General features: G+C 72.4%; 17 protein-coding genes. All 17 read right to left on the reverse strand.

The window, feature by feature from the left end; genetic code table 11:
* Nucleotides 1-14 precede the first annotated feature (14 nt).
* The 17 genes from J2W20_RS09725 to mraZ all read right to left on the reverse strand — a co-directional run bounded on the left by J2W20_RS09725 (nt 15) and on the right by mraZ (nt 19,035).
* The gene (locus J2W20_RS09725; protein ID WP_307006340.1) at nt 15-302 is read right to left on the reverse strand and encodes a YggT family protein; all 288 of its coding nucleotides are present in this window, start codon (nt 300-302) and stop codon (nt 15-17) included.
* Between the two features lie 13 nt (nt 303-315).
* On the reverse strand, nt 316-831 hold the full coding sequence (locus J2W20_RS09730) for a cell division protein SepF (RefSeq protein ID WP_307006341.1): 516 nt from the start codon (nt 829-831) through the stop codon (nt 316-318).
* Nucleotides 832-912: 81 nt separating this feature from the next.
* Nucleotides 913-1,623: a YggS family pyridoxal phosphate-dependent enzyme gene (locus J2W20_RS09735; RefSeq protein ID WP_307006342.1), complete on the reverse strand. Its 711-nt coding sequence runs from the start codon at nt 1,621-1,623 to the stop codon at nt 913-915.
* Complete coding sequence (locus J2W20_RS09740; RefSeq protein WP_307006343.1) at nt 1,616-2,341, reverse strand: polyphenol oxidase family protein; 726 nt, start codon at nt 2,339-2,341, stop codon at nt 1,616-1,618. Before J2W20_RS09740 ends, J2W20_RS09735 begins: the two co-directional genes overlap by 8 nt.
* Nucleotides 2,338-3,570: a cell division protein FtsZ gene (gene ftsZ, locus J2W20_RS09745; RefSeq protein ID WP_307006344.1), complete on the reverse strand. Its 1,233-nt coding sequence runs from the start codon at nt 3,568-3,570 to the stop codon at nt 2,338-2,340. Before ftsZ ends, J2W20_RS09740 begins: the two co-directional genes overlap by 4 nt.
* A gap of 237 nt (nt 3,571-3,807) precedes the next feature.
* A complete protein-coding gene (locus J2W20_RS09750; protein ID WP_307006345.1) occupies nt 3,808-4,923 on the reverse strand; it encodes a cell division protein FtsQ/DivIB in 1,116 nt (371 codons plus the stop codon).
* Nucleotides 4,913-6,328, reverse strand: coding sequence for a UDP-N-acetylmuramate--L-alanine ligase (gene murC / locus J2W20_RS09755; RefSeq protein WP_307006346.1), 1,416 nt, complete (start codon nt 6,326-6,328; stop codon nt 4,913-4,915). Before murC ends, J2W20_RS09750 begins: the two co-directional genes overlap by 11 nt.
* On the reverse strand, nt 6,325-7,473 hold the full coding sequence (gene murG, locus J2W20_RS09760; RefSeq protein WP_307006347.1) for an undecaprenyldiphospho-muramoylpentapeptide beta-N-acetylglucosaminyltransferase: 1,149 nt from the start codon (nt 7,471-7,473) through the stop codon (nt 6,325-6,327). The genes murC and murG overlap by 4 nt, the downstream gene beginning before the upstream one ends.
* Nucleotides 7,474-7,475: 2 nt before the next feature.
* Nucleotides 7,476-8,873, reverse strand: coding sequence for a putative lipid II flippase FtsW (ftsW, locus tag J2W20_RS09765; RefSeq protein ID WP_307006348.1), 1,398 nt, complete (start codon nt 8,871-8,873; stop codon nt 7,476-7,478).
* A gap of 3 nt (nt 8,874-8,876) precedes the next feature.
* Nucleotides 8,877-10,469: a UDP-N-acetylmuramoyl-L-alanine--D-glutamate ligase gene (gene murD / locus J2W20_RS09770; RefSeq protein WP_307006350.1), complete on the reverse strand. Its 1,593-nt coding sequence runs from the start codon at nt 10,467-10,469 to the stop codon at nt 8,877-8,879.
* Nucleotides 10,466-11,575 (reverse strand): phospho-N-acetylmuramoyl-pentapeptide-transferase, encoded by a 1,110-nt coding sequence (gene mraY / locus J2W20_RS09775; RefSeq protein WP_307006351.1) that lies wholly within the window; start codon nt 11,573-11,575, stop codon nt 10,466-10,468. The genes murD and mraY overlap by 4 nt, the downstream gene beginning before the upstream one ends.
* 1 nt (nt 11,576) lies before the next feature.
* Entirely contained in the window at nt 11,577-13,076 is a 1,500-nt protein-coding gene (locus tag J2W20_RS09780; RefSeq protein WP_307006352.1) for a UDP-N-acetylmuramoyl-tripeptide--D-alanyl-D-alanine ligase, read from the reverse strand.
* Nucleotides 13,073-14,758 (reverse strand): UDP-N-acetylmuramoyl-L-alanyl-D-glutamate--2,6-diaminopimelate ligase, encoded by a 1,686-nt coding sequence (locus J2W20_RS09785; protein WP_307006383.1) that lies wholly within the window; start codon nt 14,756-14,758, stop codon nt 13,073-13,075. Before J2W20_RS09785 ends, J2W20_RS09780 begins: the two co-directional genes overlap by 4 nt.
* Nucleotides 14,759-14,864: 106 nt before the next feature.
* Nucleotides 14,865-16,649: a peptidoglycan D,D-transpeptidase FtsI family protein gene (locus tag J2W20_RS09790; protein WP_307006384.1), complete on the reverse strand. Its 1,785-nt coding sequence runs from the start codon at nt 16,647-16,649 to the stop codon at nt 14,865-14,867.
* A gap of 157 nt (nt 16,650-16,806) precedes the next feature.
* Entirely contained in the window at nt 16,807-17,451 is a 645-nt protein-coding gene (locus J2W20_RS09795; protein WP_307006353.1) for a hypothetical protein, read from the reverse strand.
* Nucleotides 17,448-18,449, reverse strand: a complete 1,002-nt coding sequence (gene rsmH / locus J2W20_RS09800; RefSeq protein ID WP_307006354.1) for a 16S rRNA (cytosine(1402)-N(4))-methyltransferase RsmH — start codon at nt 18,447-18,449, stop codon at nt 17,448-17,450. The genes J2W20_RS09795 and rsmH overlap by 4 nt, the downstream gene beginning before the upstream one ends.
* 154 nt (nt 18,450-18,603) lie before the next feature.
* Nucleotides 18,604-19,035 (reverse strand): division/cell wall cluster transcriptional repressor MraZ, encoded by a 432-nt coding sequence (mraZ, locus tag J2W20_RS09805; RefSeq protein ID WP_066502272.1) that lies wholly within the window; start codon nt 19,033-19,035, stop codon nt 18,604-18,606.
* Nucleotides 19,036-19,427 lie beyond the last annotated feature (392 nt).

Genomic DNA, 19,427 nt, shown 5'->3' on the forward strand with positions numbered 1-19,427 from the left:
GACTGTGGGCGCCCCTAGGCGAGGCCTGCCACGATCGACATCGCGATCACGACCACGATGACGAGGACGATGAACGCCAGGTCGAGGCTCATCGCCCCGAGCCGAAGGGGCCTGAACCAACGCCGCGAGAGCTTCATGGGCGGGTCGGTCACCGTGTACACGGCGCTGGCCGCAACGAGCGCCGCACCCCGCGGCCGCCAGGACCGCGCGAACGACTGCACCCAGTCGAACACAAGGCGGGCGACGAGCGCGATGAAGAACAGCTCGAGCACGAGGTACAGGATGGCGAACAGGAAGCCCATGGCGCTGCGTGGCTCAGCTCTGGTTGAAGAATGTCGCCTGGTTGTCGGCGACCTTCTTGTCCTCGCCGAGGACCTCGATGGTCGAGGGCGAGAGCAGGAAGACCTTGTTGGTGACGCGCTCGATGCTGCCGTGGAGCCCGAACACCAGGCCGGCGGAGAAGTCGACGAGGCGCTTGGCGTCGGCCTCGCCCATGTCCGTCACGTTCATGATGACCGGAATGCCCTCGCGGAAGCTCTCGCCGATGACCTTGGCGTCGTTGTAGGAGCGCGGGTGCACCGTGGTGATCTGGCGGAGTCCGCCGTCCTCGCGCACGGCCGCGGCACGCTTGATGGGAGTCACGGGAGCACGATACTCCTCCACCTCGGCCGGAGTCGCCTCGCGGGTGGCCAACGCCGTGCGGCGGTCCTCGCGCTCAGTGTGCACTGGCTGTTCCTCTTCCGTCCGTGCGTCGTGGGCCTCGGTCTCGAACTGCTCTTCGCCGTCCGCCAGGCCGAGGTAGATCATCGTCTTGCGCAGAGCGCCAGCCATGCTCGACTCCTGTCCTCGGGCCGCTGGGTGCAAACGCCAAAGCCGGGCCACTCGGCCCAGAAGGGCCCGACAGTGACGAAGCTACCCCACCGGCGGCCGCGGGCCGAGCACATCGGTGCCGATCCGCAGGTGTGTCGCACCTGCGGCGACGGCCGCCTCGAGGTCCTGGCTCATGCCGGCAGAGAGCATCGCCGCCTCCGGGAACGCCCGCCTCAGCCCTCCCCCGACCTCGGCCAGTCTGGCGAAGGCCTCCGCGGGGTCGGTCCCGAGCGGAGCCACCGCCATCACCCCGGCGAGGCGCAGCCCCGGCGAGCCGTCGATCAGCGAGCCGAGCTCCGGGACATCCTCGGGGGCCGCTCCCCCACGGCCCGAGGCCCGAGGGTCGAGGTTCACCTGGATCAGGCAGGCGAGGGGATCCTCGCGCCCCGCGGCCACGACGGCCCGCGAGAGCGCGGCCACGAGCTGGGGGCGGTCCACGGAGTGCACGGCCTCGGCGTAGCGGGCCACGCTCTTGGCCTTGTTGGTCTGCAGCTGGCCGATGAAGTGCCAGCGCAGGCCGAGACCGGCCAGCTCGGCGGCCTTCGCCGACGCCTCCTGGTCCCTGTTCTCGCCCACGTCCGTCACGCCCAGTTCGGCAAGGAGCCGGACGTCGGAGGCGGGGTGGAACTTGGTCACCACGATGAGCCGGGGCTCCTCGGTCCGTCCGGCCGCACCGCAGGCCGCGCGGATGCGCTCCCGGACCCGGGCGAGCCGGTCGGCGAGCTCCTCGCGGCGCCCCGCGCGATCAGCCATGGGACCAGACGAGCCCGGCGATCCGCCCGACGCCGGGGGCACGCCGGTGGGAGAAGAACTCGTCGTGCTCGTAGGTGCACGCCTCCGCCCCGCGGTGGACGGCCACATCGGCCCGGGCGAGCTGGTCCCGCACGCCGGCCGGCAGGTCGAGGGCTGGCGTTCCCCAGCTGGTGGTCGCCGCCGTTCCAGGCACCGCGGCCTCGACCTCGTCGCGAAGCTGCGCCGGGACTTCGTAGCACGTCCCGCAGATGCTGGGACCGAGCCAGGCCTCGAGCCGGCGCGCGCCGGCGTCCCGGAGCCTGGCGACCGCCTCGGGGACAACCCCTGCGACGAGGCCAGGGCGGCCGGCGTGGACGGCGGCCAGGGCGGGCCGGCCGTCGGCCAACTCGCCCACGAGCACCACGGGGACGCAGTCGGCCACCATGACGGCGAGGGGCTCGCCCCGCGAGAGGAGCGCGTCGGCGGTGGGCACGGGGTCTTCGCCGGCCCACACTGCCTCGCGCCCGTGGACCTGGCTCATGTACTGGAAGGACGGGACCCCTGCGGCGGCAGCGAGGGCCGCCCGGTGGCGGCGGACGCCGTCGTCGTCGCCCCCGACGTGGAACGCGAGGTTCCCCGCCGCGGCGCGCGTGAACGCGACGGTGACGCCGGGACGGACGTCCCGGCGCCACCAGAAGGGGCCTTCGGCCGGCGCGGCCGCAGCGGCGCCGCGGCTCACTTGAGGAAGTCGGGCACGTCGAGGTCGTCGTTGCGGTTGCCCGAGAGGTCGGGCTCGACGACGGCGGGGAGCTCGACGTCGAAGCCGCCGTCGGCCGGCATGCCCGGGCGGCTCTGGCTCCACTGGCTCAGGCCTGCGTGCGCGGGGGCGGGCTGGCTCGGGCGCGGCGGGACGGAGGACTGCGGCGCGGCACCGTGGCCGGCGGGAGCAGCCGGGGCCGTCGGGGCCGCGGGAGCCTGCGCGGCGGCCGCCTTGGTGTCCTCGAGCGACGGCGAGGTCGCGCGGACGTCGTCGAACCCTGCGGCGATGACCGTGACGCGGGCCTCGTCGCCGAGCGCGTCGTCGATCACGGCGCCGAAGATGATGTTCGCCTCGGGGTGGGCGACCTCCTGGACGAGGCGGGCGGCCTCGTTGATCTCGAAGAGCCCGAGGTCGCTGCCGCCCTGGATCGAGAGCAGGACGCCGTGGGCGCCGTCGATCGAGGCCTCGAGCAGGGGTGAGGCGATGGCGAGCTCGGCGGCCTTGACGGCGCGGTCCTCGCCCCGCGCGGAGCCGATGCCCATGAGGGCGGAACCAGCGCCCTGCATGACGGACTTCACGTCGGCGAAGTCGAGGTTGATCAGGCCGGGAGTCGTGATGAGGTCGGTGATGCCCTGGACGCCGGAGAGCAGGACCTGGTCGGCGGAGCGGAACGCATCGAGGACCGAGACGTTGCGGTCGCTGATGGAGAGCAGGCGGTCGTTGGGGATGACGATGAGGGTGTCCACCTCGTCGCGCAGCGCCTCGATCCCGTTCTCGGCGCTCGTGGCGCGGCGGCGGCCCTCGAAGGTGAACGGCCGGGTGACGACGCCGATGGTCAGCGCGCCCAGGCTGCGCGCGATCCGGGCCACCACGGGGGCACCGCCGGTGCCGGTGCCGCCGCCCTCGCCTGCCGTGACGAAGACCATGTCGGCCCCGCGGAGGACCTCCTCGATCTCGTCGGCGTGGTCCTCGGCGGCCTGGCGGCCGACCTCCGGGTTCGCGCCGGCCCCGAGGCCGCGGGTGAGCTCGCGGCCGACGTCCAGCTTGACGTCCGCGTCACTCATGAGCAGCGCCTGGGCGTCCGTGTTGATGGCGATGAATTCCACGCCTCGCAGACCGACTTCGATCATGCGGTTGACTGCGTTCACGCCACCGCCGCCAATGCCGACGACCTTGATGACGGCCAAGTAGTTCTGCGGTGCTGCCACGTTGAGTGTCCCTTGTTCGAAAGCCTGCTGGTTCTGCAAGAAGCCCGGAGTCCACAACCTTAACCTTCAGCTTGAAGGTTATAGTTATGTCAAGTAGCTCTTAGGAAGACGGTAGGGGGCGGCCTGAGGGCGTGCAACGACCGCCTAGGCGTGTCGCGCCACGTCCTCGGGGGCACCCGCCCATCTCACCCACTCCACTGTGCCACAACCGCCCGGGGCACCCGGTCATCGCGTCCGTCATCGTGTCACCGGATGGCGCGGCGTGCTGACGTCGAAGACCTGGACGGGGGACTGCCCCTTCTGCGGCGTCGTGGAGGCCTTCATGAGGGCGGCCAGCACCTTGGCCTTGAGCTCCCTGTCGTCCGCGTTGCCCCACACGACGCTCCGGCCGTCCGCGAGCTTGAGCTGGACCGAGTCCGGGGACTGCGCGGACGCCGTGGCCAGCTGCGCGAGCACATCGGAGGGCAGCGCGGCGAGCACGGCGGTCACCGCCTTGAAGACCGCCTGGCCCATGGGCATCGCCGAGCCGTCGATGACCGGAACGGCGTACTGGGAGGTGTCGCGCGCCTCGCCCAGGACCACGCCGTCGCCGTCCACGACGAGGAGCTTCTGCCCCTGCTTGACGAGGGCCACGGGCACCCGTTCGACGACCTCGACCACGAGGGTCTCGGGTGGCACCGCCCGGGCCCGCACCGACTTCACCTGGACGAACTGCCCGAGCAGGCGGCCCACCTCGTCGGTGCCCACGGTGGCGAGCGGCCGTCCGCGTACGGGCGCGAGCGCGCCCTCGACCTGCTGCACGGTCAGCAGGTGGGTCCCCTGGACCGTGATCGAGCGGACGGCGACGAGCGGGGTGAACAGCAGCACGGCGAACAGCCCGGCGACGAGCGCTGCCGCGATCGCCGCGGCGAGCAGGAGCCGCCGCCGGCGGCGCCGGCGCGGCGACTCGGGGAAGGCGAGGACGTCGGCGGACCCGTCCGGCGGGCGGGCAGGGTCCTGGGTACGGCGCAGCCCGGCGAGCGCGGACAGCTCGGAGAGCGCGGGCCTGGGCCGCTTCCGGGGGGCCGGCCCGTCGTGCGCCGGCGCGGCGTCCGCGGGCGGGGCGCCCGCATCGGAATCGCCGACGGACGGGTCGGGCTCGGCCGAGCCGAGCAGGGTGACCTTGGGGCCGCTGCGGACGGTGACCCTCGCTGACGACGGCGGGCGGCCGGCGTCGTGCGCCGCCCCCGGTGATGCGGGCGGGGCGGGGCGCTCGCGCGAGGGCTGCTGGGGTTCCCTGCCCGGCCGGCCGCCCGCGGTGTCGTCCCCTCCCGGGACCCGCGGGACCCGGGGAATGCGCCCGCTAGGAGCCATGGTGAGCCTCGGGCGCGGAGGGGCGGACGGAGAGGGCCTCGAGGAGCGCCGCGCCCTGGGCCGTGACGTCACCGGCGCCCACGGTGAGCACGATGTCCCCGGGCGCAGCGGCCGCTGCGAGCTCTGCGACCGCGGCCGCCGGGTCCGGTCCGTACGCCCCCGCCGGCAGGTGCGCGGTGACGAGCTCGCTCGTGACGCCCGGGATAGGGTCCTCGCGGGCGGGATAGATGTCCATGACCCGGACGGTGTCCGCGGCGGACAGCGCCTCGGCGAACTGCGCACCGAACTCCCGCGTGCGCGAGAACAGGTGGGGCTGGAAGAGCACGTGGACGCGGTGGCCCCCTGCCACGGCCCGGGCCGCGGCGAGGGCGGCGCGCACCTCGGTGGGGTGGTGGGCGTAGTCGTCGAAGACCCGCACTCCCCCGGCCTCCCCCTTGAGCTCGAAGCGCCGTGCGGCGCCGGCGAAGTCGGCCAGCGACGCCGAGGCCAGGCCGGGGTCGGCGCCGGCGTCGACGGCGGCGGCGAAGGCCCCGGTCGCGTTCAGTGCGTTGTGCAGGCCGGGGACGCGCACGGGCAGCGGATGCACCCGGCCGTCCCAGCGGACCTCGGAGCCGGCCGGGTCGAAGGACAGGCGCACGTCGGCGTCCTCCCCCGTGCCGTAGAGGAGCACCCGGGGAGCGCCCTCGCGCTCCCGGAGCCGCACGCCGAGGGCCCGGGCCCCCGGGTCGTCGGCACAGGCGAGGACGAGACCGTGGGCTGGCACGAGCGCGGCGAAGGCGTCGAAGGCTGCGTGCACGGCCTCGGCCGTGCCGTAGTGGTCGAGGTGGTCGGCCTCGACGTTGGTGATGATCTCGGTCACCGGACGGTAGTTGAGGAAGGACTCGTCCGATTCATCGGCCTCGGCGACGAAGACGGCGTCCCGGCCCGCTGCCCCGTTGACGCCGAGGGCAGGCACGTTGGCCCCGATCGCGAAGCTCGGGTCGATTCCGGCGCCGCGGAGCATCCAGGTGGCCATCGACGTGGTGGTGGTCTTGCCGTGGGTGCCGGCGACGGCGATGACCCGGTCCTGGCCCATGGCCGCGGCGAGCGCCTCGGAGCGGTGGAGGACGCGCAGCCCCCGCGCTGCGGCCTCGACGAGCTCGGGGTTCTCCGGCCGGATCGCCGAGCCCCGCACCACCGTGTCTGCGTCCTGCAGGTTCGCAGCGTCATAGCCGACGGCGATCCGCGCACCGAGCGCGGCGAGGTCCCCCATGACGGGCAGGTCCTTCGCATCCGAGCCGCTCACGGCGACCCCGCGTCCGACCATCACGCGGGCCACGGCGGACATGCCCACGCCGCCGATGCCCACGAAGTGGACCCTGCCCAGGGACGCGAGCTCGGCTGTGTGCTGACTGGCGGCGCTCATGCGTGCGTTCCTTCCTGCAGTGCTGCGGCCTCGACCACCATGGCGGCCATGGTCCGGTCCGCGTCCCGGACGCCGAGCCGTGCCGCCCGGCGGGACATCTCGGCCAGCCGCGCGGGGTCGGCCAGCAGGGGCAGGACCTGGTCGGCGAGCCATTCGGGCGAGAAGTCCGCGTCCTTGACCAGGAGGGCGGCCCCCGCCTCGACGAGGCCCCGGGCGTTGAGGGCCTGTTCGCCGTTGCCGATGGGCAGCGGGACGAAGACCGCGGGCAGCCCGACGGCGGCGACCTCGCAGACCGTGCCGGCGCCCGCCCTGCACAGGATCAGGTCCGCGGCAGCGTAGGCGGCCTCCATGGCGTCGACGAACTCCGTCTGGCGATAGCCGGGGGCGCTGAGGGGAGCCCCGGAGGCATCGGTGACAGTCTTCCCCCGACCGGTGATGTGGAGGGTCTGCACGCCGGCACGGTCCAGGGCCGCGAGCGAGGCGGCGACGGTGCGGTTCAGCGCCGCGGCACCCAGCGAGCCGCCGGTGACCACGAGGGTGGTCTTCGCGGGGTCGAGGCCGAGGGCGGCGCGGGCGGATGCCCTGGCAGCGGAGCGGTCCAGCTCCGAGACCTCGCGGCGCATCGGCATGCCCACGGTACGGGCATGGCGCAGTCTGGTGTCGGGGAATGCCTTGCCGACCCGGTGGGTGAGCAGGGCGCCGACGCGGTTGGCGAGGCCCGCGCGCGTGTTCGCCTCGTGGACGACGATCGGGATGCGGAAGCGGCGGGCCGCGAGGTACATCGGGGTGCACACGTAGCCGCCGACGCCGACGAGGACGTCGGCATCGGCCCGACGCAGGATCTCCTCGGCCTGGCGCAGGGCACGGGCGAACCGCAGCGGGAGCCGGAGCAGGTCCGCGCTGGGCCGGCGCGGGAGGGGCACACGGTCGATCACGGCCAGTTCGACTCCCGCCTCCGGGACGATCCTGGTCTCCATGCCCCCTGCGGTGCCGACTGCGAGGACCTTCGCCCCGGGAGCGGCCTCGACGACCGCCCGCGCGATCGCCAGGAGCGGGCTGATGTGTCCGGCGGTTCCGCCGCCCGCGAGCACGACGGACGGTCCCGGTGCGGGGACGGGGGTCCCGGAGGGATCCTCATGGGGCATGACTAGGTGCTGGCCTTCCGCTGGGTGTGGTGCTGCGCCGTGGTGCCGCGCGCCGGTGGGGCCGCCGGTGCAGGACGCGGGCCGGGTCGGGCCGCGGCCCTCCCTGCGGCCGCGGGCACCTTGGCGGGCCTCGCGGCCGGACGCCGGCCCGCGGTGACGGGGCCGTCGCCCTGGGCCGCCGTGCGGCCGGGGCGCCGGGCCCGCATGGGGCGCATGTCCTCGCGGGCCAGGGACAACACTACGCCGATCGCGCAGAGGCAGCTCACGAGGGCCGAGCCGCCGGAGGAGATGAACGGCAGCGGGACGCCGATCACCGGGGCGATCCCCGTGACCATGGCCATGTTGATGGCAGCTTGGCCGAGGATCCACGCCATGATGGTGCCGCCGAGGATCCGCGGGAACAGCTCTGTCTGACGGGAGACGACGCGGAAGACCGCGACCGCGAGCACCGCGAACAGGGCGAGGACGAGGAGGGTGCCGAAGAGCCCCAGTTCCTCTCCGAGCACCGCGAAGATGAAGTCGTTGTGCGCCTCGGGGATCCAGCTGTACTTCTGCCGGCTCTGTCCGAGTCCCACGCCGAGCCAGCCGCCCGAGGCGAGCCCCTGCAGCCCGTTCTGCACCTGGTAGCCGAAGTCGCCGCCGTCCGCCTTGCAGAAGTCGGGCTCCTGCCCGACCCAGTTGTAGATGCGGCACATGCGGTTGGGGCTCGTGACGGCGAGGGCGGCAGCGCCGACCACCACGAGCAAGCCCGAGGCCACGAAGAGCTTGGTCGGCACCCCGGCGTAGAACAGGGCGGCGACCACCACGAGCAGGATGACGAGGGTGGTGCCGAGGTCATGGCCCCAGATGACAAGGCCGGCGATGCCGAAACCCACGGGGGCGACGGGGACGAGCGCGTGGCCCCAGCGGTCGAGCAGGTCCGCCTTCTTGTTCAGGATCGTGGCCATCCAGAGGGCGAGCAGGAGCTTGGCGAACTCCGAGGGCTGGAGGCTGAAGCCGGCGATGTCGATCCAGTTCCGGTTTCCGAGGACGCGCCGGCCGACCAGCTGGACGAGCACGAGCAGCACGATCGTGGTGCCGATTCCGGGCCAGGCGAGGCGTTTCAGCCACCGCACGTTGATGCGCGAGAGCACGAACATGCCGACGAGGCCCACGAGGCCGAACAACGCCTGCTTCAGCGCCGCCGTGTAGGGGCTCTCCCCTGCGGCGATGCTCTCCACGCTCGAGGCCGACAGCACCATCATGATGCCGATCGCCGTCAGCGCGAGGGTGGCGCCGAGGATGAGGAAGTAGCTCGTGCCGCTGCTGGCCGAGTCCGGCCGCGCAATCCGCCGCCAGAGGGCGAGCGGTGCGCGCAGGAACCGTGCGGTGGTCCGCTGCTCCTGGGCTGGGCTCGCCATCTGCTACTCCTCGGTCGTCTCTCCCCGGTCCCTGCTGGGTCCGGCCCCGTCCCGGGCGAGCGCGTGCACCGCCTCGACGAAGGCCGTTCCACGGTGGGCGTACGAGTCGAACTGGTCCATGGACGCCGCGGCGGGCGCCATCAGCACGGTGTCCCCCGGCTCCGCGTGCTCGGCGGCGAGCCGGACGGCCGCGGCCATCACATCGCTCCCCGCCAGGGCGGCGCCGGCGGACTGGTCCCCACCAGTCTGGCCCGGCTCGACGCGGTAGACGGGGACATTCGGTGCGTGTCGCGCGAGCGCTCCGGCGAGCTCGGAGCTGTCGCGCCCGATCAGCACGACGCCGCGGAGCCGGGGCGCGTGCTCGGCGACGAGCTGGTCGTAGCCCACGCCCTTCGCGAGCCCGCCGGCGATCCAGACGACGTGCCCGAAGGCGGCCAGCGAGGCCGCCGCGGCGTGCGGATTGGTCGCCTTGGAGTCGTTGACCCAGGCCACGCCTTCGAGGTCCGCGACGGGCTGGATGCGGTGGTCGCCGGGCTGGTAGGCCTGCAGGCCCGCCTTCACGGCGGCGGGCTCGACACCGTAGGCGCGCACGAGGGCGGCGGCCGCGAGGGCGTTGGCCACCATGTGCCTGGGCGCGGCGGGCCCGAGATCGGCCAGTGCACCCAGTTCCGCGGCGTGGTCGCGGCGCTCCTCGATGAAGGCCCGGTCCACGAGGAGGCCCTCGACGACGCCGAGCATGCTCACGGCGGGGGTGCGGGTGGTGAAGCCGACCGCCCGGCATCCCTCGACGACGTCCGCCTCCTCGACCATGCGCTCGGTCTCGATCTGCTCGGCGTTGAAGATGCACGCCTTCTGCGTGTTCTCGTAGACCTTCGCCTTGTCGGCGAGGTATGCCTCGTACGAGCCGTGCCAGTCGACGTGGTCCTCGGCCACGTTCAGGACCACCGACGCCACGGGCGAGAGGGAGCTGGCCCAGTGGAGCTGGAAGCTCGACAGCTCCACGGCGAAGACGTCGTACTCGACCGGTTCCCGGATGGCGTCGAGGATCGGCGTGCCGACGTTCCCGACGGCGACGGCAGTCAGGCCGGCGGCGCGCAGCATCGACTCCGTCATGCCGACCGTGGTCGTCTTGCCGTTGGTCCCGGTGATCGCGAGCCAGTCGGCCGTCTTCTTCCCGCGCCGGGTCCGCACGCGCCAGGCGAGCTCGACGTCGCCCCACACCGGGATGTCCCTGCGCTCCGCCTCGGCGAGCATCGCCTGGTCCGGCCGCCAGCCCGGCGAGGTCACGACGAGTTCGGGCCACTCGCCGTCGACCTTCGGAAGGCGCGCCACCGCGTCCGGCCCGAGCAGGACGTCCTCGGCGCCGACGATCCGCAGGGTCTCTGCCTGGGCCTCGGCGCGCTCGGTGACGGACGCGTCGACGACGACGACGCGCGCGCCGAGCTCGATGAGGGTGTCCGCGGCCGCGAAGCCGGAGACGCCGATGCCCGCGACGACGACGCGCAGCCCCGACCAGTCAGCGTCCCAGGAGGTGAGGGAGGCGAGCCGGGCCGCGGTGGCCGAGTCCGAGGACGACTTCTCCGAGAACGATTTCACAGTCCAGCCACCCACTCTGCGTAGAAGACAGCCAGGCCCCCTGCGACGCAGAGCCCGGCGAGGATCCAGAAGCGGACCACCACGGTGACCTCGGCCCAGCCCTTGAGCTCGAAGTGATGCTGCAGCGGTGCCATCTTGAACAGCCGTTTCCCCTTGGTGGCCTTGAAGTAGCCGACCTGGAGGATGACCGAGAGCGTGATGAGCATGAACAGGCCGCCGATGATGATGAGCAGCAGCTCGGTGCGGGAGAGGATCGCGAAGCCCGCGACGGCCGCGCCGATCGCCAGCGACCCCGTGTCCCCCATGAAGATCTTGGCCGGCGAGGTGTTCCACCAGAGGAACCCGACGAGGGCCGCGCTCATGATGGCGGCCAGCAGCGCGAGGTCGAGGGGGTCCCTGGTCTCGTAGCACACGGACCCGATCACGCGGGCTGAGCCGCAGGCCTGGTTGCTCTGCCAGATGCCGATGATGGTGTAGGCGCCGAACACCATGATCGAGGCGCCCGCGGCGAGGCCGTCCAGGCCGTCGGTCAGGTTCACTCCGTTGCTGGCGGCCGTCACGATGAGGTTGGACCAGATCACGAAGAGGATGGCGCCCAGGACGGTTCCGCCGAACGCCAGGTCGAGCCAGGGGATGTCCCGCAGGAACGAGATGTGCGTCGACGCCGGGGTCAGGCCGCGGTGGTCCGGGAACTGGAGGACCAGCAGGGAGAACGCGATGCCCACGAGGCCCTGCCCGATGAGCTTTGCCCGCGCGCTGAGGCCGAGGCTGCGCTGCTTGGTGATCTTGATGAAGTCGTCCAGGAAGCCGACGAGGCCCATGCCCACCATCAGGAACAGCAGCAGGGCCGCGGAGGCCGTGGGGCTGGTGGCCGCAGGGTTCATGAGCCACGTGATGAGGTGCGTGAGGTAGTACGCCACGACCGAGGCGAGCACGAACACCGCGCCGCCCATGGTCGGGGTCCCGCGCTTGGTGTGGTGGGTCGTGGGGCCGTCATCCCGGATGAACTGGCCGTATCCGCGCTTGACGAGCAGGCGGATGAAGAGCGGGGTCCCCACGAGCCCGAAGAGCAGGGCGAGGCCGCCGCCGATCAGCAGTGCGATCACGTCAGCTCCGTTCCTGGATGTCCGCGGTGGCCGGCTGCTGCGCCAATGCTAACCGATCGCCCAGCGCCCCCAGCCCGACGCCGTTGGACGACTTGACGAGGACGAGGTCGCCCGGGGCGAGTTCCTCCTCGAGCAGGGCGTAGGCCTCCTCGGCGTCCTCGACGAAGCTCGTCTCGTTGCCCCAGGAGCCCTCGTTCACGGCGGAGATGTACAGCGGGCGCGCCTCGCGGCCGACCACGACGAGCCGGTCGATGTTCAGGCGCACGACCAGGGTGCCGACGGCCGTGTGCGCGGCAATCGACTCGTCGCCGAGCTCGAGCATGGCGCCGAGGACGGCCCACGTGCGCCGCCCGCGGCCCAGGTCGGCGAGGGTCTGCAGCGCGGCGCGCATCGACTCGGGGTTGGCGTTGTAGGCGTCGTTGATGACCGTCACGCCGTCGGCGCGCTCGGTGCGCTGCATGCGCCAGCGGCTGCCCGGCCCCTGGGCCGAGAGCGACGCGGCGATCTGGTCGAGGGGGACGCCGGCGGCGTATGCCGCGGCGGCTGCCGCGAGCAGGTTCCCCGTGTGGTGCGCGCCGATGAGACGGCTGGCCACGTGGACCGGCACCTGCGTGCCCACCGACAGCTCGAACACCGGGGAGCCGCCGGCGTCGACCGACGCCCCGTGCGCCGCGACCACGGTCCCCCGCTCGGCGTAGGCGGCCGCGGCCTCGGGGTGGGCCGTGAAGAAGACCGGCTTGGCCACGGTGCGGGACTCCATGGCCCGCACGCGGGGGTCGTCGAGGTTGATCACGGCGGTGCCTTCGGGGGCGAGCGCCTCGACCATCTCGCCCTTGGCCTTCGCGATGTTCTCGACGCCGCCGAACTCGCCGGCGTGCGCCGTCCCGACGATCAGGACGACCCCGATGTCGGGCCGCACCATGTCTGCGAGGTAGCGGATGTGGCCGATGCCGGTGGCGCCCATCTCGACCACGAGGTAGCGGGTGGTGAAGTCCGCGCGGAAAACCGTGAGCGGCACGCCCACCTCGCCGTTGTACGAGCCCTGCGGGGCCACCGTCGCGGCCGGCGTGGCCGACCCGGCGGCGGTGGAGCGGAAGATCCCGGCGAGGAGGTCCTTGGTGGTGGTCTTGCCGGCGGAACCGGTGATCCCGACGACCGTGAAGTCCTCGCCGCGCTCTGCCCGGGCCGCGCGGATCCGGGCCACGGCTGCGGCGGCCAGGGCGCCCATGGCGAGCACCGCGTCGGGGACCACGACGCACGGGTAGGTGGCGCCGTCGTCGTCGGAGACCTCGCGCTCGCACAGGGCGAGGGTCGCGCCGGCGCCGAAGGCCGCGCCGACGAACGCATGCCCGTCGGCGTGCTCGCCGGGCTTGGCCACGTACAGGGAGCCGGGGCCGGCCTCGCGGGAGTCGGTCACGACGGTGGTGGGGACGATGGCGGGGTCTGCGAGGAGGCGCCCGCCCGTGATCTCGGCGATCTGCGCCGCTGTGAACTCAATCATTGCGCATCGGACTCTAGTGCGTCGGCACCCGCTGAGGGGAATCCCGGGTGTTCCTGGGCCAGGGGGCGGCCGTGGTCGGCGAGGGCAGCGCGCAGTTCGAGCCGGTCGTCGAGGACCAGGTTCACTCCCTTGACCTCCTGGTAGGACTCGTGCCCTCTCCCGGCGACGAGGATCACATCGTCCTCGGCCGCGAGCGAGACCGCGTGGCGGATGGCCTCCGCCCGGGGTGCGACCTCGTCGATGCGGCGGCCGAGGCCGTGTTCGGCAGCCTCGGCGCGCGCCCCGGCGAGCACTTCGGACCGGATGGCGGCGGCGTCCTCGTCGTGCGGGTCGTCGTCGGTGATGACGACGATGTCGGCGCCGCGCGCGGCGACCGCGCCCATGATGGGGCGCTTGCCCTGGTCCCGCTGGCCGGTGGCGCCGAACACGACGATGAGGCGCCCAGCGCCCGCCGGGCGGACGGCGTCGAGCGCGCGCTCGAGGGCGTCGGGGTTGTGGGCGAAGTCGACGACGGCGGCGGGGGCCGTCCCGATGAGCTGCATGCGGCCCGGCACCTCGACGGTGAAGGGGTCCGCGTCGAGGGCCTTCTGGAGCTCGTGGACCGTGGCGCCCGCGGCGAGGACGAGGAGCGTGGCCAGCGCGGCATTGGCCACGTTGAAGCCCCCGGGCAGGCCCGAGCGCACGCGCAGCACGGTGCCGTCGGTGTGGCGCAGCGTAAAGGCTGTGCCCACGCCGGACCGGCGGGGATCCACGACCGTCCAGTCAGCCCCGTCCGCCCCCTCGCCCGGCCCTGAGGCCTCGGTGCGCAGGGTGGTGACCGGGATCGGCGCCTCGGCCGCGAGGCGGCGGCCCCACGCGTCGTCGACCGTCACGACGGCGCGGGCGGCGCGCTCCTGGGTGAAGAGCCGCGCCTTGGCCGCGTAGTAGTCCTCCATCGTGCCGTGGAGGTCGAGGTGGTCCTGGGTGAGGTTGGTGAAGCCGACGGCGTCGTAGCGGACCCCGTCGACCCGGCCGAACTCGATGGCGTGCGACGAGACCTCCATGGACGCCGCGTCCACGCCCTTCTCCCGCATCACCGCCAGGAGGGCGTGGACCTCCGGGGACTCGGGCGTGGTGAGGCGGCTCGGGATGGGCTCTCCCCCGGCCGAGATCTCGATGGTCCCGATGAGCCCGGTGCGGTGTCCCAGGGCTCGCAGGAGGGCATTGGCGAAGTACGTCGTGGTCGTCTTGCCGTTCGTGCCGGTGACGCCGAGCAGGGTCAGGGCCGCCGTGTCCCGGCCGCCGTGCGTGCCGTAGACGAGCGCCGAGGCGCCGCCCACCGCCGCGCGTGGGGCGTCCAGGACGAGGATGGGCACCTCGACGGACGATTCCGAGAGCGCCAGCTGCTGGGCCCCGTCCGGATCGGTCACGATGGCCACTGCGCCGGAATCCACCGCCTGGCGGGCGAAGTCGGCGCCGTGGCGCGAGGCGCCGGGCAGGGCGAAGTAGAGGTCGCCGGGGAGCACCGCGCGCGAGTCGATGGTCACGCCCATCACTGCCGGCGCGTCCTCGAGGCCGTCCTGGGGCAGTCCGAGGAGCGCGGCGATCTCCGCCAGCGGCACCGCGTCGACGTGTGCCGGGCGTAGGGCCGGGGGACTGTCCTGCTGGGTGCCCCCCGGGGAGGCACTCCTGCCCGTGGGCATGGGCTGCTCGCTCACGTTCACCTTCATCGATCGGGATTCCAACTCTATAACGCCCGCTCCGGGCGCCGCCGTGGGGCGACGCCCGGAACGGGCCGTCGTCACGTGCTCACTTGGCGTACTGGGGCAGCTTCGCGGGGGTCCCGGTGGACGGCGGCACGCCGTACTTGTGGAGCGTCTGGCTCATCACCGAGCGGAAGACGTCCGCGTTGCCGATGCCGAAGATGTCGCCCTTGGGCCGCTGGATCACGACGGCGACGATGTAGCGCGGGTCCTCCATCGGTGCCATCCCGATCAGCGACGACGTCACGCCGTCGTACCCTGGCACCCCGTCCTCCCTGGGAGCCTCCGAGGTGCCCGTCTTGGCACCGACCCGGTAGCCGTCGATGGCGGCGGGCTTGACCTCACCCTCCGTGACGTCGCTCTCGAGCATCTGCTGGACCTGCAGGGCCGTGTCCTTGCTGACCACCTGCGTCGGCGGGGCCGTCTGCGGCGAGGCGGCGTGCCCGTTCTGGTCGATATACCCGCTGATGAGGCTGGGCTGGACCATGACGCCGTCGTTGGCGATCGCCTGGTACGCGCGGACGGTCTGCAGCGTGGACTGGGTCACGCCCTGCCCGAAGAGGATGGTGTACTGCTGGCGGCCGTCCCATTCCTGGGGAGTGTGCAGGACGCCCAGCGCCTCCCCGGGCAGGCCGACGTCCACCGGCTGGCCGATGCCGAACTTGGTGAACCAGTCGTAGCGCTGCTGCGGGGAGAGGGCCTTGCCTGCCATGACAGTGCCGGTGTTCATCGAGTAGCCGAGGATCCCCGCGAGCGTGCGCTGCTCCGTGCCGTGCGTGAAGGCATCCGCGAACGTCTGGCCGTCCACGGTGTAGGTGGGAGGGATCGTGTACTGCGAGAGGGGGTTGGCCTTGCCCTCCTGGATGAGCGCCGCCATGGTGATCGTCTTCTCGACCGACCCCGGCTCGTAGGCGGCGGTGACGGCCCGCGCGCCGCGGTCCTTCGCGGCGGTCTTGCCGGGGTCGTTGGGGTCGACCGAGTTCGAGTCCGCCATCGCGAGGATGTGGCCGTTCTTCGCGTCCATCACGATCGCGATGCCCCACTCCGCGCTGTACTTGTCCGTCTGGGTCTGGATGGCCTGCTGGGTGAAGTACTGGAGGTCGGAGTCGATGGTGAGCTTGACGGTCTTGCCGTCCTGAGCGGGGGTGAGCTTGTCGGTGGCCACGGGGATGCGCAGGCCGTCTGCCCCGATCTCGTACTCGCGTGAGCCGTCCTGGCCCTTGAGCACGCTGTCCTGGGTCTGCTCGAGGCCCGCGAGGGCGGTGCCGTCCGAGCCCACGAAGCCGACGAGGTTGCCGCCGACGGCGCCGTTGGGGTACACGCGCTGGGTCACGCCCTCGGAAAGGATCCCGGGGAAGCCGATCGCCATGACCCGCGCCTCGGTGTCCGGGGTGACGTCGCGGGCCACGTAGTTGAAGGGCTTGTCGCCGGTGATGGCGGCGGCAACGTCGGCAGTGGGCTTGCCCACCGCGTCGGCGAGCTGCTGAACCGCCTGGTCCCGGGTGATCGTGACGATCTTCTTGGTGCCGTCCCCGGCGTCGACGCGCTGCTCGAGCTCGGTGAAGTCCTTGGACGACGCGATGCGCTGGTCGACGGTGATGTTGTAGCGGACCACGCTCGAGGCGAGGACGGTCCCGTTCGTGTCGACGATCTGGCCGCGTTCGGCCGGCAGCACCGTCTTCTGCAGACGCTTGCTCAGGGCCGCCTCCGCGAGGCCGCCCACGTCCATGCCCTGCACGAGCACGAGGCGCCCGCCGATGAGCAGGAGCAGGGCGAGCATGGCCGCAAGGCCCAGACGGAGCCGGCTCGTGGCGCGGCGGGTGCGCCGCAGCGGCCCGTCGTCGCCCTTGCGCGGGCCGCCGCGCGCCTGCCTGCCCTGTGTGTCGGTGCTCTTCGCTGCCACGTGTGTCCCTACGCTTCCCGATCTCCCTGCTGCTGCGCTCGGCCGCACCGGTCCCGCACTGGCGCCGGGCCGCTGGGCCCCGGGGCTACTGGCCCGGCGTCTTCTGCGCGGGAGCCGGGATGGAGCCGCCGTGGAGGTCCACCTTCGCGGCGGGCTTGTCCGCCGGCTTGGCGGCCGGGGTGTTCGAGGCCGTGGAGGCCGCGGCCCCGGGGGCGAGTGCGTCCTTGGTCGTCGCTGCCGGCGCGGCGGAGAGCTGGCCGGGAACGGCGGGCGTCGCGATCGTGGCACCCTGGGGGGCACCCTTCTCCGCCGCCTTGGCGTTGCCGGTCACCGCGAGCGTCTTCAGGTCGATCTGGCCGTTGGACGTCGAGGCGACCATTCCATATTGTGCCGCCCGGGCGGCCAGATTCTGGGGAGCCTCGAAGTTCTGGACCTGCTGTGTCAGTTCCTGGTTCTGCTTCTGCAGGCTCAGCTGGTCGTTGCGCAGCTGCACGAGCTGGTACTGCCCGGTCGAGACGGACACATTGAGCACGAGCACGGCCAGAAGGGCCGCGGCGAGAACGCCGAGGCAGAAGATGGCGAAGGGAGCACGACGGCGCACGGGCGCCGTGCGGACCACCGACAGGGGCGCTCGGCGCGGCGCCGCGGACGGGGCGTCACGCCGGGGTGCCGCCGTCGTGAGGGCGGACGTCCCGGCCACCGCTGCCTTCCGCTGTGCTGCTGCGCTCATGCTCCACTCCTTGCCCTGATGCGTTCCGCCGCGCGGAGGCGAGCCGAGGCTGCGCGGGGGTTCTCCGCGATCTCGGCTTCCGTCGGCACTTCTGTTCCCTTGGTGATGATCTTCAGTTCGGGTCGGTGCTCCTCGAGCTCCACGGGGAAGCCGGGAGGCGCCGTCGACCGGCTCCGGGACTGGAGGGCTGCCTTGACGATGCGGTCCTCGAGCGAGTGGTAGCTCATGACCACGATCCGGCCGCCGAGGGTGAGGGCGCCGATCGCCGCTGGGACGGCACGCTCGAGCACGTCGAGCTCCTCGTTGACCTCGATGCGCAGTGCCTGGAAGGTGCGCTTGGCGGGGTGGCCGCCGGTGCGGGCAGCGGCCGCGGGGACCACCGCGCGGATCGCCTCGACGAGCTGGCCGGTGGTGGTGAAGGGCTGCTTCTGGCGCTCCGCGACGATGTTCTTCGCGATCCGGCCGGCGAACTTCTCCTCGCCCCACGAGCGGATGATCCGGACGAGGTCCTCGACGCTGTAGGTGTTGACGACGTCTGCGGCGGTCGGGCCGCGGCTGGTATCCATGCGCATGTCGAGGGGGGCGTCGTAGGAGTAGGCGAATCCGCGCTCGCGCTCGTCCAGCTGCATCGAGGAGACACCGAGGTCCATGAGGATCCCGTCGGCTCCGGGCAGGCCCAGCTCCTCGAGCACCTCGGGGATCTCGTCGTAGACCGCGTGGACGAGGCGCGCGCGCTCCCCGAACGGGGCGAGCCGGGCGCCGGCGAGCGCGAGGGCCTGCTCGTCGCGGTCGATCCCGACCAGCGTCGCCGTCGGGAAGCGGGCGAGGATGGCCTCGCTGTGGCCGCCCATCCCGAGGGTCGCGTCCACGACCACGGGAGTGCGCCCCGCGGCGATCGCGGCCTCGACGCCGCCGGACAGCAGCGTGACGCAGCGTTCGAGCAGCACCGGGACGTGGCGGTCGGACGTGGGCCTGTCCTGCTGGTCGTCGTTCGGCATGGTCCACTCCTCCCGTGCATGCGTCTCGTCTGGAGCGGATGCTCCGGGTCCGACTGGTCCAGATCCCCCTCCGCGCCGGTCTGCCGCCTGGCTCCGGGGAAGGTGAGCCAGGAAGCGTTGCGGGGCGGCTGGAGATCTCGGCCAGCCAGTGGGATCAGATGATCCCGGGTATGGCGTCGTCGTCGGTCTCCGAGAAGGCGGATTCCTTCTCGGACAGGTAGTCCTCCCAGGCCTGGGCGTCCCAGATCTCCGCCCGGGTCCCCACGCCGATCACGGCCAGGTCCCGGTCCAGGCCTGCGTACTTGCGCAGGTTCTGGGGGATCGTCACGCGCCCCTGCTTGTCGGGCACCTCGTCGGAGGCCCCAGACAGAAAGACCCGGAGATAGTCACGCGACTGACGCGAGGAGATAGGGGCTTCCCGCATCTGCTCGTGGACCCTCTCGAATTCCTTCTGGCTGAAGACGTAGATGCAGCGCTCCTGGCCCCGGGTCAGAACCAGCCCCTCGGCCAGTTCGTCTCGGTACTTCGCCGGGAGGATGAGTCGCCCCTTCTCGTCCAGACGCGGCGAATAAGTACCGAGCAACACCGGCACCACCACCCGTCTGTGCGAGGCTGAACGTCCCTATCCGCCACTTCCCTCCAACATCCCCCACTTTACTCCACAGGCCTCCCCCGTCAACGCGACACGGCCCTCATGTCGCACCATCTGTACAAGGAACTCCCCCGCATTCATGCGGATCTCCGCCGTGCTGGCTCGGTGGAGGGCAGGTGGAGGGATGTGGGCACCCGGTGGGGCCCCGGGGCGGCCGGAGGGCGCTGCGACAGGCCGCGCCCGCCCCCGCGAGAGGCGCACGCGGCCGCCGAGGGACAAGCGGGGAGCGAAGTGGAGCCCCGGGAGCGAAGTGGAGGAGCCCATGGGGGGGCCAGGACACGACTGTGCCCCGGAACCGTGGGGTTCCGGGGCACAGTCAGGCCGTC

The sequence above is a fragment of the Sinomonas atrocyanea genome, from assembly GCF_030812675.1.
GTDB lineage: Bacteria > Actinomycetota > Actinomycetes > Actinomycetales > Micrococcaceae > Sinomonas > Sinomonas atrocyanea_B.

Coding starts and splice junctions, on each gene's coding strand:
- J2W20_RS09730 (WP_307006341.1), bottom strand. CDS start 831: ATGGCTGGCGCTCTGCGCAAGACGATGATCTACCTCGGCCTGGCGGAC.
- rsmH (WP_307006354.1), bottom strand. CDS start 18,449: ATGCCGAACGACGACCAGCAGGACAGGCCCACGTCCGACCGCCACGTC.
- J2W20_RS09735 (WP_307006342.1), bottom strand. CDS start 1,623: ATGGCTGATCGCGCGGGGCGCCGCGAGGAGCTCGCCGACCGGCTCGCC.
- J2W20_RS09795 (WP_307006353.1), bottom strand. CDS start 17,451: ATGAGCGCAGCAGCACAGCGGAAGGCAGCGGTGGCCGGGACGTCCGCC.
- J2W20_RS09725 (WP_307006340.1), bottom strand. CDS start 302: ATGGGCTTCCTGTTCGCCATCCTGTACCTCGTGCTCGAGCTGTTCTTC.
- J2W20_RS09785 (WP_307006383.1), bottom strand. CDS start 14,758: ATGCCCACGGGCAGGAGTGCCTCCCCGGGGGGCACCCAGCAGGACAGT.
- J2W20_RS09750 (WP_307006345.1), bottom strand. CDS start 4,923: ATGGCTCCTAGCGGGCGCATTCCCCGGGTCCCGCGGGTCCCGGGAGGG.
- murC (WP_307006346.1), bottom strand. CDS start 6,328: ATGAGCGCCGCCAGTCAGCACACAGCCGAGCTCGCGTCCCTGGGCAGG.
- murG (WP_307006347.1), bottom strand. CDS start 7,473: ATGCCCCATGAGGATCCCTCCGGGACCCCCGTCCCCGCACCGGGACCG.
- J2W20_RS09780 (WP_307006352.1), bottom strand. CDS start 13,076: ATGATTGAGTTCACAGCGGCGCAGATCGCCGAGATCACGGGCGGGCGC.
- ftsW (WP_307006348.1), bottom strand. CDS start 8,873: ATGGCGAGCCCAGCCCAGGAGCAGCGGACCACCGCACGGTTCCTGCGC.